Genomic DNA, 12,813 nt, shown 5'->3' on the forward strand with positions numbered 1-12,813 from the left:
AGTCTCCTTTTGACTAGTCAAGGACTCGAGTGCCACCTGCTACTTCAGCGATATAGAAGCTTGGAGCATATCCAACTACTTCCTCGTAGTGTTTGCCTACAGCTTCTTTAAAGGCCTCAACAGTATCTTTTTGCACCAAGGCAATGGCACAGCCGCCAAAACCAGCCCCTGTCATACGTGCACCGAGAACTCCTTCTTGTGCCCAAGCTGTATGAACAAGAGTATCCAATTCCAAACCAGTTACTTCATAGTCATGCTCTAGGGAAACGTGTGACGCATTCATCAAACGACCAAATGTTTCCAAATCTCCTGCTTGAAGGGCTACTTGCGCTTTAAGGGTACGTTGATTTTCAAGCACAGCATGACGAGCACGTTTCAAACGATTTTCATCTTTAATCAGGTAGCTATATTGATCAAAGGCCCACTCGTCCAATTCACCCAGGGTTTGAATGTCCAAAGCCATTTGTAGTTCTTCTACTGCTTTTTCACACTCAGCACGGCGTTCATTGTATTTAGAGTCCGCCAATTCACGGCGTTTGTTGGTGTTCATGATAACAACGACATTGTCCTTCAAATCAAGTGGCACCAAGTCGTATTCTAGAGTATTAGTATCTAGGTAAATAGCACGTTGGTCAGCCCCCATACCGATAGCAAACTGATCCATGATACCAGAATTTACGCCGATAAAGTTGTTTTCTGTTTGTTTACCGATTTTAACCAAATCGAGACGCTCTAATTTTAAATCAAAGAGATGCTCTGCCACGACTCCTGTCAAAAGTTCCAAGGATGCTGAAGAAGACAAACCAGCACCATTTGGGATATTCCCATAAACATAAAAATCAAAACCTTTGTCAATCACATGGTCTGCTTCTTGCAAGAAATGAAGAACTCCTTTTGGATAGTTGGTCCAGTTGTGCTCTTTTTCAAACTTGAGGTCAGCAAGAGGAACTTCAATGATGCCCTTGTCTTCAAAGTTGGCTGAGTAGAAACGCAAGACTTGGTCGTCACGCTTGCGAGCTGCCCCATAAGTTCCCAAAGAAATAGCTGCTGGGAAAACATGTCCACCGTTGTAGTCCGTGTGTTCACCAATCAAGTTGATACGACCTGGTGAAAAGAAGGTTTGGTCTGCTTCTTGACCAAAAACGGCAAGAAAGTCTTTACGAAGTGCTTCTGCAGTAAGATGTTGTGTCATATGATTTCTCCTTTGACTGTCCGTTAAGTCACCTTAACGTGTAATCGTTTTCTTCTATTGTATCCAAGGGATTTCCCAAGGTCAATCCTTTTTACTAAACTTTTACTAAACTATCAGTAAAAAGCAGAAAAATATGATATACTAATCTAATCAAGGAGGATTTATGGCTACCTTAAAAGACATTGCACAGCTAGCCTCTGTCTCTATCGCGACCGTATCCCGTGTTCTAAACCGCGACCAGAGCCTATCTGTTACAGAAGAAACCAGACACCGTATTTTAACCGTTGCTGAAGAGTTGGGCTACACCAAGCACCTCAAGACAGGCGAGTCTCACAAACCCAAGCAAAAGATTGCCATTATCCAATGGGTCAGCGAACAGGGGGAGCTAGACGACCTCTACTACTACCAGATTCGTCTAGGTATTGAAAAAAGAGCCCAAGAACTGGACTATGATATCTTGCGCTATTTCAATGACCATCCTTTTACATTAAGCGAGGAAGTGATTGGGATTCTCTGTATCGGAAAGTTTAGTCGAGCTCAGATTTCTGCCTTTGAAGAATACCAAAAACCCCTGGTCTTTCTGGACAGTGATACACTTTCCATGGGACATACCTGCATTATTACAGACTTTTTCACTGCTATGAAACAGGTTGTCGATTATTTCCTCAGCCAAGGAATGGACCGTATCGGGATTCTAACAGGTCTTGAGGAGACAACTGACCAAGAAGAAATCATTCAGGACAAGCGACTTGAAAATTTTAGGAACTACAGTCAAACAAAGGGAATCTATCATGATGAACTGGTCTTTCAAGGAAGCTTTACTGCCCAATCTGGCTATGACTTGATGAAGGAGGCCATTCAGAGCTTAGGAGACCAACTGCCACCAGCATTTTTTGCTGCTAGTGATAGTTTAGCCATTGGTGCCCTCCGTGCCCTCCAAGAAGCTGGAATCAGTCTACCAGACAGCGTCAGCCTCATTTCCTTTAACGACACTAGTCTGACCAAACAGGTCTATCCTCCCCTCTCTAGCATCACCGTCTATACTGAAGAAATGGGCCGAGCAGGTATGGATATTCTTAACAAGGAAGTCCTCCATGGTCGCAAAATACCTAGCCTGACTATGCTGGGAACCAGACTGACATTGAGAGAGAGTACTCTGCCATAACTCCACAAATTAAACATGACAAAAAATCCTAATAGAGAGTCTCAAATCTCCATTAGGATTCTCTTTTTTAGTCCATCACAATCATAGACTTAATGGTCTTACGTTCATCCATGTCTTTATAAGCCTGGTCGATATCTTCCAGTTTATAACTTGAAGTAAAGACACGGCCTGGGTTGATATCGCCATCAAGAACGGCTTTTAGTAAAAATTGCTTATCGTAGGTTGTGACAGAAGCTGGGCCACCACCGATTATTGTATTTTGACCAAAGGTTGAGCCAATGGCTCGATTTTCATAGTGCGGTACACCAACAAAGCCCATGCGCCCTCCATTATGGAGAACACCAAGTGCTTGATCAATCGCTGCTTCTGTTCCAACACATTCAAGTGCTGCGTCTGCTCCTCCACCGAGGATTTCACGCACCTTGGTAATTCCTTCTTGACCACGTTCTGCAACAACAGCTGTTGCACCTGACTCCATAGCCATCTTTTGACGGTCTTCATGACGGCTCATAAGGATAATTTGCGATGCTCCACGCATTTTAGCTGCGATGACAGCACATTGACCAACAGCTCCATCACCAATGACCACAACCTTATCCCCTTTTTGAACATTAGCAACACGCGCCGCATGATAGCCTGTTGGCATAACATCAGCAAGAGTCAATAGGGATTTGAGCATACCTTCGCTATAATCTGAAGGTTGCCCAGGGATTTTAACCAGCGCCCAGTTTGCATAGTGGAATCGGATATATTCCGCCTGAACACCACCCGACCAGTTATTTCCTGGATGATTATCACACGAGCCATCAAAACCGGCACGACAGGCATCACACTGACCACAACCATGTGTAAACGGAGCTATGACAAAGTCACCAGATTTTACTGTAGTAACGTTCTCACCAACTTCTTCGACAATCCCGATTGCCTCATGACCACTATTTCTATGTCCTCCTTCAATGTCTGGGTTACGGTAACTCCAGAGATCCGAACCACAAACGCAAGTACGTACTATCTTGATAATAGCATCATCTGCTTCTATAATTTGCGGACGTTCAATTGTAGCAAGTCCAACCTGGCCTGCTTTTGTATATACTGCTGATTTCATTTAATATTTTCCTTCCTTATAAAGTTTAATTTTGAGATTTAAGCGATTTAAAGCTGTCTGCAACTGAGACAAGCGTTCCTCTAATTTTTTCTGTTCCTTTTCTAAAATACCAAGCCTTTCTTCTCTCGTTTCATCCCCCTTTTGGTAGAGCGACATATAGTCAACTAAACTGTCTACAGAGACCCCCGCCGAACGAAAACACTTAATAAATTCCAGCGCTTCTATATCCTGGTCTTGAAAATCACGAATCCCAGTAGCGGTACGAGTAATCGGTGGCACAAGACCAACCCGTTCATAGTACCGAATCGTATCCGCTGAAATTCCCAACAAATCACTAGCAGATTTAATATTCATAGGCTAATCTCCTCTCATTTTATTCACTGAGTTTACGCTACTTTAACTCACTTATCTTATTATATAACTTTGAGTTGACTCCAAGTCAAGCATTTTGCACATAATCGAAAAAATTTTTATCATTATCAGTTCTCTTATTAGCATACCTTTTCATCGTTTAAACAAAGAGGTTGGGAAAAGTGTCTTTAAAAGCAAAACTCGCATAGTATCAGGCACTGAAAATCCTTGATACTATGCGTTTTTTGTGAAGAATTACTTCATTTTCTCTTGAAATTAAGTTTTGTCCCAACCTCTTTTCTAATGTTGATGCCCATAGGGTTGCTCTAAGGCTGTTACCCTACGTTTATGTTGCGCATGATTGCTTTGACTGGTGTCCACTTCAATGGTAATATTCTGAATTCCTCTTTCTTCTAAGAGCTGACGTACTTAATTCTTTGTTTCCGTCATCTGATCCCAATCTTCTAAACAGAGATGGATAATAGCATTATTTTCCAGACCATCCATGGACCAAATGCTAAGTTGATTGACACTTTTGACATTGGCCAGAGCCTCCAAATCCTTCTCCAAATCACCTGTCTCTAGTCCTTCTGGCACAGCATCCAGGAAAATCTTGAGTGCGCTCCAAAATCGAGGAATAGCTTTTGTTAGAATGAAGATGGAAATGACAAGCGATAAGAGCGGATCAAGGATATACCAATCTGTAAATCGGAGGATAATCGCCATTAGAATGACAGCCAACCAACCTAGAGTATCTTCCAAAAAGTGCAGGCTCAGAATTGACTCGTTCTTTGTCTTTCCCTTACGAACTACTAGACTAGCTAGCACATTGATACTGACTGCAATAATTCCTAGCCAGAGGACGCCTTCGTCATTAACGGGCTGTGGATTAAAAAGTTTAGTTATATTTTCCAAGATCACTAGAATGGATCCTGTGATAAGAATCACAGCAGTCACTAGTGCTCCTAAAAGACTAAATCGCTTGTAACCCAAGGTGTACTGCCTATCTTCTTCTCTATTTGAGATTATTTCTAAAAAGGCCGATATGCCAATAGCTATAGCATCTCCCAAGTCATGGACAGAATCAGCAAGAACAGCACTCGAACCAAAGATTCCTCCTGCGATAAACTCAACAATAGCATAGCTTAAATTTAAGAAAAAAGCTACCCAAACAGTATATTTTGCCTTCATCTTTCTCATTCCTTTGTTATAATAGATTTATGAACACCTTGTTCATTATCATTATCCACTAAAACTCAAAGAAAGGATAGAAGCAAAACGTCAGCTTTATTCAGTTCTGAACAATTTGCCTCAAGTGTCCATATGACTAACATTGACCGCCGTATCAGCAAAACAAAAAAAGCCATCTATCAAGCTTTTCTACAACTTTTGAACGATAAGGGCTACGAATCCACTACAGTTCAGGATATCATTGACCTCGCAGATGTGGGACGTTCCACCTTTTACTGTCACTATGAGAGTAAGGAACTACTTCTGGACGAGCTTTGCCGCTACCTCTTCCATCACCTCTTTGAAAGAGAGGAGTCCATTTCAACCGACAATTACCTCGCCCACCTCTTTCTCCATTTTCAGAAGAATCAAGACCATATCACCAGTCTGCTATTTTCCAAAAATGACTACTTCCTCCGTCAACTCCAGAGAGAGCTAGAACACCATGTCTATTCCGTGATGGCTGATGATTTAAGAGAAGCTCACCCAAGTCTGCCTACTTCTTACCTCCAACACTTGGTCGTAACAAACTTTATCGAGACATTGACCTGGTGGCTCAAAAAAGGGCAAGACTTCACAGACCAGGAAGTTGTGCAATTTTATCTAGACCTTCTTATTCCTAAAAATTGAATACAGAGTAGAACTCAGCTACCTTATTTCTAGGTTACTGAGTTTTTTATCTCTTCAACAATCAAAAAAGCCCAGACGGCATTGTCTGAGCATTATTTTATATAGTAGTTTAACAAAGTTGAGTTTGACATTTTCAAACTATTTCTTCAACAAACCTTGTTCTTGTAGAAACTCCTTGGCTACTTGCTCTGCTGACTTGCCTTCAACACCGACTTGGTAGTTGAGCTGGCTCATCTGGCTTTCAGTAATTTTACCAGCCAATTTATTGAGAACTGTTTCCAACTCTGGACGTTTCTTGAGAAGAGCTTCTTTCATTAGTGGAGCCCCTTGATAAGGTGGGAAGAGTTGCTTGTCATCTTCCAAGACCTGCAAATCATAACGCGCCAACTCTGCATCAGTCGAATAAGCGTCCGTGATTTGAATATCACCTGACTGAATTGCCTGATAGCGAAGGGCTGGTTCCATGGTCGCCACATTGAGATTGAGACCATACATTGACTGCAAGCCCTTATTTCCATCTTCACGGTCATTGAACTCAAGTGTAAAACCTGCCTTCAGCTGCCCTTCCACTTTTTTCAAGTCCGAAATGGTCTTCAAGCCATATTCTTGAGCAATTTTTTTCGGAACAGCTACAGCGTAGGTATTTTGATAAGACATGGGTTTGAGATAGGCTAGATGATCCTGTTTGGCAATGCCATCACGCGCTACATCATAAACCTGCTCTGGCTCATGACTCACTTTCGGTGATGGCTGAAGCAAACTTTCAGTCACCGTTCCTGTAAATTCAGGATAGATGTCAATATCGCCTTTTTTCAAAGCTTCATAAAGAAAGCTTGTTTTCCCAAAATTTGGTTTAACAGTCGCAGTCATGCTGGTATTTTCTTCAATCAGCAATTTATACATATTGGCCAAAATTTCTGGTTCTGGACCTATTTTCCCAGCAATAACCAGGTTCTCTTTCTCTTTTTGAGCCAAAAGGGCTGGACTATAAGACAGACCAAGCAATAGCGTAACCAAGGCAAAACCAGAGAAAATCGTCCGCAATTTCGCTTTTTCCATTACTTTTAGTAGGAAGTTAAAGCCAATGGCCAGCACTGCAGAAGAAAGGGCCCCAATCAAAATCAGACTGGCATTATGACGGTCAATCCCCAAAAGGATAAAGGAACCGAGTCCCCCTGCCCCAATCAAGGCCGCCAAGGTAGCTGTACCGATAATTAAGACCGCTGCCGTCCGAATCCCAGACATGATAACAGGCATGGCAAGTGGAATTTCAAACTTCTTGAGACGCTCCCACTTAGTCATCCCAAAGGCAATCCCAGCCTCTTGCAGACTCGGATCAATTCCCTTCAGCCCAGTGATGGTATTCTGTAAAATCGGAAAGATCGCATAAATCACTAGTGCTGTCAAAGCCGGCAAGGTTCCAATTCCCATCAAGGGGATAAAGAGCCCCAACAAGGCCATAGACGGGATGGTCTGGAAAATCCCTGCAATCTGTAAGACCCAATCCGCCAATTTCTCATGATAGCGAAGATAAACAGCCAAAGGAATCGCGATAAAAATAGCTAGTAACAGGGTCAAAAGTGACAACTGCAAATGTTGAGATAGGGCTGTCAACCAATCACCAAAACGATCCTGAAAAGTTGCAATTAAATTAGTCATGAATACTACCTCCAAACAAGTCTGCAACAAAGTCTGTTGCAGGAGCTTTTAAAATAGTCTCAGAATTCGCCACCTGACGAATCTCTCCATCCTGCAAAACGGCAATACGGTCCGCCAACTTCAAGGCTTCATCCGTATCATGGGTCACAAATATCGTTGTCATCCCAAACTCTTTATGCAATTCTTTAGTCAGAACCTGCAACTGTTTTCTCGAAATAGCATCCAAGGCTGAAAAGGGTTCATCCATGAGCAAAATCTTAGGCTGACCAATCATAGCTCGAACAATACCAACTCGCTGCTGTTCTCCACCAGATAATTCACTAGGAAGTCGATGCCCATACTCTGCTACTGGCAATCCAACTTTTGCCAAAAGCTCTTCTGTTTTCTGAGCAATTTTTTCCTTAGTCCAACCCTTCATTTCAGGAATCAGAGCAATATTCTCCTCAACCGTTAGATTTGGAAAGAGAGCAATAGCCTGTAAAACATATCCAGTAGAAAGACGAAGTTCACGTTCATCATAGTCTTTGATACGCTTGCCATCCATATAAATATTTCCATCAGTTGGTTCCAAGAGACGGTTAATCATCTTAATCATGGTCGTCTTACCTGACCCAGAAGGCCCAACTAAAACCATGAACTCCCCATTCTCAATCTGTAAATTGACATCTCTCAAGACATCTTTTTCTGTATAGCGTAGCGCTACATTTTTGTATTCAATCATTCTTTGTCCTCAATTTAAAATTTTCCTCGGTTGGTCAAGTTACCAAACTTTTAATAACTAATTTACCCCATTCTAAACCTCATTTTCCTGCTCTTTCAGATTAGCCAAAATTCTTTCTTGAAAAGCTTCAAATTGGCGAATTTCTTCCTCTGAAAATCCTTTGTAACAGATAGTATCCAATCTCTGACTGACACGTTGCCCAACTTCTTTCTGAGACTTGCCCAACTCTGTTAAAACTAAATACTTCTTACGCTTATCTTCTCCACACGGACTGACAGTTATAAGATTTTGTTCCTCTAGCTTTTTTATCATAGTCGTCAGTGTATTGTTAGCAAGCCCAGTCGCAAGTGCAATATCTGTCGCAGTTGCACAGCCCGTCTCACTATTCCATAAAACCGCTAAAATCTTTCCCTGTTCACTCCGATAAAGAGAGTCAGGGTCTTGTCTTAGTAACTTTTGAAAAATCCGCCCATTCAACAAACGAATATGATGGGCTACCAAATGACAATATTTCATGAAACCTCCAATTTATTTCTATATCGATACGAATAAAAAACATTATAATACTTATTATTTCAATTGTCAACTATTTCGATTTAGAACTATTTTTTCTCAGTAAAAAATCTCCTACTCAAGGTAGAAGATTTCAATCTTATAAACTTAATCCGTCATGTCCGATACCAACGTTCGATGCTCCAATGGAATACTGCACATAACTAGCAAGAAAATGAAACCTGACTGAATCCAGAAGAGGGCCAAGTCAAAGATTCCGTGCACAGCAACCACTGTAAGGAAAGATAGATAAAGACCAATAATCGGACGTTTCCCCGACTCCTGGCTCATATCCATCATCAAGCGAACAGGAGCAACAGAAGACAAAACTAATAAAATAGTCCCCACAATTCCGTAACTCAGAATCGTATCAATATAAAGACTGTGAGCATGTTCATGATAAGGAGCATTTATCCGAGGATACGAGTGCATGTAAGTCAATGGCCCTTCACCCCAGAAAGGATTTTGCTTAAATAAGGCCATCCCAGCATCCCAGATAGAAATTCGTTCTTCCATAGAAGAGTCTAAAGTCCCCATCCGAACTCCCAAATCACTGGAAAAGAGGAAGCTCAAGCCAATCGCAAAGACCCCAATACTAAGCCAAAAGGCCTTCCAGTTTTTAATGGTCGTAAAGAGATAGATGATTGCTCCAGCGATAATAGCAGGAAAGGCAGTTCGATTTTGAGTAAAGTTCAAACCAAAGAGATTCACAAAGCCTGCAAACGCACAGAATACTTTCAACCAATTCAATTTGGTCGTTGTAAACAGATAGAAGGCAATCATGATACAGAAACAACAAATAATTCCATAATAATTAGGATTAAAAAAGGTCACTTCTGCCCGATTCTGATGCCAGACCTGCATATTGGGTGAAAGAAAAGCATAGTTGAATTTCTTCACAATTTGGAAATGTTCTAAACTCGCAAAAGCAGCTGACAACACGCTACCAAACAAGACGAGCTGCAAAATCAATCGAAAGAATTTATGTGATAAAATCGACTGATAGTGCAAAAAGAAAACAGTAAATAGAAAAATTCCTACTGAAGCCACAAGACCCATCCAATTTTGTGCAAAAATGGATATAACAGTACTATAGCCAAGAAAAAGAAGCAGCATCGGATGCTCCCCCATTTTCTGAAGAATACTTTTCATGTCTCCTGTAAAAATCAAACTAATAATATATAAACAGAATACAACTACAAAAAGATAAAAGGGTAAAAAGATACTCAAGATAATTCCCAATAAAATCAGCTCTTTACTAGACAACCCTTTCAGCTTTTCAATAAAGCCTATTGATTTCAAAATGAATCCTTTCTCTCCAAATCAACTGATTCAGATAATAGTAAGCTATCCTATATTGTACCACTTTTTTAGCAATTTGAAAACAAAGGAAACGCTTCCTAAGTAAAAAAGGGAGCAAAAATACTGAGATTTCAAAATTCAAGCTTAATGACTACATTTACTCTAAGAAAATCATACCGTAAATACTAGGCATATGTTAAAATAGTAGTAATTAAGCAACTAGCCAAACTAGATTCAAATCACATACTATTCCTAAAGAAAGGAAACACTATGAAATCCTACCAAGCCGTCTACCAAATTCTAGCTAAAGAAACCGACTATATCAGCGGAGAAAAGATTGCAGAAGAACTATCACTGACCCGAACATCAATTTGGAAAGCCATTAAGCGTCTAGAACAAGAAGGTATTGAAATTGATAGCATCAAAAACAAAGGATATAAACTGATAAATGGAGACCTTATTATTCCAGAGATTCTAGAAGAAAATCTTCCAATTAAAATCAGTTTTAAACCCGAAACAAAATCAACACAACTGGATGCAAAAGAAGCAATTGATTTAGGGGATGAAGCAAACACTCTCTATCTAGCTTCCTATCAAACAGCAGGACGAGGTCGTTTTCAACGTTCTTTCTACTCACCCCAAGGTGGTATTTATATGACACTCCATCTTAAACCCAATCTCCCCTATGACCAATTACCATCCTACACACTACTTGTAGCAGGAGCTATCTACAAAGCCATTAAGAACCTAACATTAATAGATGTCGACATAAAATGGGTCAATGATATCTACCTAAACAATCATAAAATTGGAGGAATCCTTACTGAGGCAATGACGTCTGTAGAAACTGGCTTAGTCACAGATATCATTATTGGAGTAGGAATCAACTTTGCTATTAAAGACTTCCCTCAAGAATTAAAAGAAAAAGCTGCTAGTTTATTTAAAACACCAGCACCTATTACCAGAAATGAATTAATCATAGAAATCTGGCGCACTTTCTTCGAAACACCAGCAGAAGAACTATTATACCTATACAAAAAACAGTCATTCGTTCTAGGAAAAGAAGTTACTTTTACACTAGATCAAAAAGACCACAAGGGACTGGCTAAAGATATCTCAGAAAATGGCAAACTTTTAGTTCAATGTGATAACGGAAAAGAAATCTGGCTCAATAGCGGAGAAATTTCACTCAAGAGTTGGAAGTAATAATAAACTAGCACAACCATAAAATCGACAATATATAAAGATTTTAGCTTTTCTGCAGCCAACTACAGTTGACAAAGAGCCCAAAAAAACTTCAGATAAGTAATCCAATTAAGTTTTACAAATCTGAAGTTTTTATTCTACTATTCTTAAAAATATAAAAAAAGAGGGTTATAAACCCTCATACAAACGGAGAATAAGGGATTCGAACCCTTGCGCCAGTTACCCGACCTAACGATTTAGCAAACCGTCCTCTTCAGCCTCTTGAGTAATTCTCCTATTAATGGGCACGAGTGGACTCGAACCACCGACCTCACGCTTATCAGGCGTGCGCTCTAACCACCTGAGCTACGCGCCCAAGTTAAAAACTTGGTAATGTAATTTGAACAAAGTTCAAAGCGGGTGACGAGAATCGAACTCGCGACAACAGCTTGGAAGGCTGTAGTTTTACCACTAAACTACACCCGCATACATACTATTAATAAAAATGGCGCGAGACGGAATCGAACCGCCGACACATGGAGCTTCAATCCATTGCTCTACCAACTGAGCTACCGAGCCTTATTGCGGGAGCAGGATTTGAACCTACGACCTTCGGGTTATGAGCCCGACGAGCTACCGAGCTGCTCCATCCCGCGTTAATACAAAAGGAGGATGTGGGATTCGAACCCACGCACGCTTTTACACGCCTGACGGTTTTCAAGACCGTTCCCTTCAGCCGGACTTGGGTAATCCTCCATATTATTTAAATGGACCTTGTAGGACTTGAACCTACGACCACTCGGTTATGAGCCGAGAGCTCTAACCAGCTGAGCTAAAGGTCCAACAAGATCAATATAGCGGCGAAGGGGATCGAACCCCCGACCTCCCGGGTATGAACCGGACGCTCTAGCCAGCTGAGCTACACCGCCATGTATCGGGAAGACAGGATTCGAACCTGCGACACCTTGGTCCCAAACCAAGTACTCTACCAAGCTGAGCTACTTCCCGAGTTAAATAGAAAAATGCACCCTAGAGGAGTCGAACCTCTAACCGCCTGATTCGTAGTCAGGTACTCTATCCAGTTGAGCTAAGGGTGCTCATTATATTATGCCGAGGACCGGAATCGAACCGGTACGATCGTTACCAATCGCAGGATTTTAAGTCCTGTGCGTCTGCCAGTTCCGCCACCCCGGCCTCTCTAAGCGAACGACGGGATTCGAACCCGCGACCCCCACCTTGGCAAGGTGGTGTTCTACCACTGAACTACGTTCGCACTGTTTTCTTCTATCTAAAAATGCCGGCTACATGACTTGAACACGCGACCCTCTGATTACAAATCAGATGCTCTACCAACTGAGCTAAGCCGGCTCATTTATTATATCTTAATGCGGGTTAAGGGACTTGAACCCCCACGCCGTTAAGCGCCAGATCCTAAATCTGGTGCGTCTGCCAATTCCGCCAAACCCGCATATATGACCCGTACTGGGCTCGAACCAGTGACCCATTGATTAAAAGTCAATTGCTCTACCAACTGAGCTAACGAGTCTAAAATAACTTCCGTTATCTTAAACGGTCCCGACGGGAATCGAACCCGCGATCTTCGCCGTGACAGGGCGACGTGATAACCGCTACACTACGGGACCTATGGGAGTTAACGGGATCGAACCGCTGACCCTCTGCTTGTAAGGCAGATGCTCTCCCAGCTGAGCTAAACTCCCTAG

At 41.6% G+C, this 12,813-nt stretch carries 10 protein-coding genes, 17 tRNA genes and 1 pseudogene; 3 read left to right on the forward strand and 25 right to left on the reverse strand.

All coding sequences use genetic code 11. The features are described 5' to 3' along the window. Positions 1–13: 13 nt before the first annotated feature. Positions 14–1,192: a galactokinase gene (locus KUA57_RS04060; protein ID WP_218493676.1), complete on the reverse strand. Its 1,179-nt coding sequence runs from the start codon at positions 1,190–1,192 to the stop codon at positions 14–16. A gap of 163 nt (positions 1,193–1,355) precedes the next feature. Between KUA57_RS04060 and galR the strand changes: the two genes are divergently transcribed. Further along, positions 1,356–2,357 carry a DNA-binding transcriptional regulator GalR gene (galR, locus tag KUA57_RS04065; RefSeq protein ID WP_218493677.1) on the forward strand — a complete coding sequence of 334 codons (1,002 nt, stop codon included), beginning with the start codon at positions 1,356–1,358 and terminating at the stop codon, positions 2,355–2,357. Between the two features lie 67 nt (positions 2,358–2,424). On the opposite strand, the gene KUA57_RS04070 is transcribed toward galR, so the two are convergent. From KUA57_RS04070 to KUA57_RS04080, 3 genes and pseudogenes are all read right to left on the reverse strand, one after another. Then, the gene (locus KUA57_RS04070; RefSeq protein ID WP_218493678.1) at positions 2,425–3,462 is read right to left on the reverse strand and encodes a zinc-binding dehydrogenase; all 1,038 of its coding nucleotides are present in this window, start codon (positions 3,460–3,462) and stop codon (positions 2,425–2,427) included. Continuing rightward, a complete protein-coding gene (nmlR, locus tag KUA57_RS04075; protein ID WP_218493679.1) occupies positions 3,463–3,816 on the reverse strand; it encodes a stress response transcriptional regulator NmlR in 354 nt (117 codons plus the stop codon). Positions 3,817–4,113: 297 nt separating this feature from the next. Beyond that, a pseudogene (locus KUA57_RS04080) lies at positions 4,114–5,004 on the reverse strand (cation diffusion facilitator family transporter). A gap of 132 nt (positions 5,005–5,136) precedes the next feature. On the opposite strand from KUA57_RS04080, the gene KUA57_RS04085 reads away from it, so the two are divergent. After that, on the forward strand, positions 5,137–5,673 hold the full coding sequence (locus tag KUA57_RS04085) for a TetR/AcrR family transcriptional regulator (RefSeq protein ID WP_218493680.1): 537 nt from the start codon (positions 5,137–5,139) through the stop codon (positions 5,671–5,673). Between the two features lie 138 nt (positions 5,674–5,811). Here KUA57_RS04085 and KUA57_RS04090 read toward each other — a convergent pair whose 3' ends face one another. The 4 genes from KUA57_RS04090 to KUA57_RS04105 form a co-directional block, all read right to left on the reverse strand. Further along, complete coding sequence (locus KUA57_RS04090; RefSeq protein ID WP_218493681.1) at positions 5,812–7,332, reverse strand: ABC transporter permease/substrate-binding protein; 1,521 nt, start codon at positions 7,330–7,332, stop codon at positions 5,812–5,814. Next, positions 7,325–8,053, reverse strand: a complete 729-nt coding sequence (locus KUA57_RS04095) for an ATP-binding cassette domain-containing protein (RefSeq protein ID WP_218493682.1) — start codon at positions 8,051–8,053, stop codon at positions 7,325–7,327. Before KUA57_RS04095 ends, KUA57_RS04090 begins: the two co-directional genes overlap by 8 nt. 72 nt (positions 8,054–8,125) lie before the next feature. Next, positions 8,126–8,569: a MarR family winged helix-turn-helix transcriptional regulator gene (locus KUA57_RS04100; RefSeq protein ID WP_020901622.1), complete on the reverse strand. Its 444-nt coding sequence runs from the start codon at positions 8,567–8,569 to the stop codon at positions 8,126–8,128. A 144-nt stretch (positions 8,570–8,713) separates the two neighbouring features. After that, entirely contained in the window at positions 8,714–9,907 is a 1,194-nt protein-coding gene (locus KUA57_RS04105; protein ID WP_020901621.1) for an O-antigen ligase family protein, read from the reverse strand. A 270-nt stretch (positions 9,908–10,177) separates the two neighbouring features. On the opposite strand from KUA57_RS04105, the gene birA reads away from it, so the two are divergent. Next, positions 10,178–11,113: a bifunctional biotin--[acetyl-CoA-carboxylase] ligase/biotin operon repressor BirA gene (birA, locus tag KUA57_RS04110; protein WP_020901620.1), complete on the forward strand. Its 936-nt coding sequence runs from the start codon at positions 10,178–10,180 to the stop codon at positions 11,111–11,113. Positions 11,114–11,300: 187 nt separating this feature from the next. Here birA and KUA57_RS04115 read toward each other — a convergent pair. The 17 genes from KUA57_RS04115 to KUA57_RS04195 form a co-directional block, all read right to left on the reverse strand. Further along, positions 11,301–11,388: transfer RNA gene (locus tag KUA57_RS04115), tRNA-Ser, on the reverse strand. Positions 11,389–11,394: 6 nt separating this feature from the next. After that, positions 11,395–11,468 (reverse strand) — tRNA-Ile (locus KUA57_RS04120). Between the two features lie 39 nt (positions 11,469–11,507). Then, a tRNA-Gly gene (locus KUA57_RS04125) sits at positions 11,508–11,578 on the reverse strand. A 20-nt stretch (positions 11,579–11,598) separates the two neighbouring features. Further along, a tRNA-Phe gene (locus tag KUA57_RS04130) sits at positions 11,599–11,671 on the reverse strand. Between the two features lie 3 nt (positions 11,672–11,674). Continuing rightward, positions 11,675–11,748: transfer RNA gene (locus KUA57_RS04135), tRNA-Met, on the reverse strand. A gap of 10 nt (positions 11,749–11,758) precedes the next feature. Then, a tRNA-Ser gene (locus KUA57_RS04140) sits at positions 11,759–11,848 on the reverse strand. A 12-nt stretch (positions 11,849–11,860) separates the two neighbouring features. Next, positions 11,861–11,934, reverse strand: a tRNA-Ile gene (locus KUA57_RS04145). Positions 11,935–11,947: 13 nt separating this feature from the next. Next, positions 11,948–12,021: transfer RNA gene (locus KUA57_RS04150), tRNA-Met, on the reverse strand. Between the two features lie 5 nt (positions 12,022–12,026). After that, a tRNA-Pro gene (locus KUA57_RS04155) sits at positions 12,027–12,100 on the reverse strand. A gap of 15 nt (positions 12,101–12,115) precedes the next feature. Further along, positions 12,116–12,189 (reverse strand) — tRNA-Arg (locus KUA57_RS04160). Positions 12,190–12,200: 11 nt separating this feature from the next. Then, positions 12,201–12,286, reverse strand: a tRNA-Leu gene (locus KUA57_RS04165). 7 nt (positions 12,287–12,293) lie between these two features. Further along, positions 12,294–12,365 (reverse strand) — tRNA-Gly (locus KUA57_RS04170). 22 nt (positions 12,366–12,387) lie between these two features. Beyond that, a tRNA-Thr gene (locus tag KUA57_RS04175) sits at positions 12,388–12,460 on the reverse strand. Positions 12,461–12,478: 18 nt separating this feature from the next. After that, positions 12,479–12,560, reverse strand: a tRNA-Leu gene (locus tag KUA57_RS04180). 5 nt (positions 12,561–12,565) lie between these two features. Continuing rightward, positions 12,566–12,638: transfer RNA gene (locus KUA57_RS04185), tRNA-Lys, on the reverse strand. Positions 12,639–12,662: 24 nt separating this feature from the next. Further along, positions 12,663–12,735: transfer RNA gene (locus KUA57_RS04190), tRNA-Asp, on the reverse strand. A gap of 2 nt (positions 12,736–12,737) precedes the next feature. Then, positions 12,738–12,810, reverse strand: a tRNA-Val gene (locus KUA57_RS04195). Between the last annotated feature and the right edge of the window lie 3 nt (positions 12,811–12,813).

The sequence above is a fragment of the Streptococcus vulneris genome, from assembly GCF_019218685.1.
In the GTDB taxonomy this organism is placed as follows: domain Bacteria; phylum Bacillota; class Bacilli; order Lactobacillales; family Streptococcaceae; genus Streptococcus; species Streptococcus vulneris.

Bases quoted from the DNA above. Each gene is read 5' to 3' on its own strand.
- birA (WP_020901620.1), top strand. From the start codon at position 10,178: ATGAAATCCTACCAAGCCGTCTACCAAATTCTAGCTAAAGAAACCGAC.
- galR (WP_218493677.1), top strand. From the start codon at position 1,356: ATGGCTACCTTAAAAGACATTGCACAGCTAGCCTCTGTCTCTATCGCG.
- KUA57_RS04085 (WP_218493680.1), top strand. From the start codon at position 5,137: ATGACTAACATTGACCGCCGTATCAGCAAAACAAAAAAAGCCATCTAT.
- KUA57_RS04100 (WP_020901622.1), bottom strand. From the start codon at position 8,569: ATGAAATATTGTCATTTGGTAGCCCATCATATTCGTTTGTTGAATGGG.
- KUA57_RS04095 (WP_218493682.1), bottom strand. From the start codon at position 8,053: ATGATTGAATACAAAAATGTAGCGCTACGCTATACAGAAAAAGATGTC.
- KUA57_RS04070 (WP_218493678.1), bottom strand. From the start codon at position 3,462: ATGAAATCAGCAGTATATACAAAAGCAGGCCAGGTTGGACTTGCTACA.
- KUA57_RS04090 (WP_218493681.1), bottom strand. From the start codon at position 7,332: ATGACTAATTTAATTGCAACTTTTCAGGATCGTTTTGGTGATTGGTTG.
- nmlR (WP_218493679.1), bottom strand. From the start codon at position 3,816: ATGAATATTAAATCTGCTAGTGATTTGTTGGGAATTTCAGCGGATACG.
- KUA57_RS04060 (WP_218493676.1), bottom strand. From the start codon at position 1,192: ATGACACAACATCTTACTGCAGAAGCACTTCGTAAAGACTTTCTTGCC.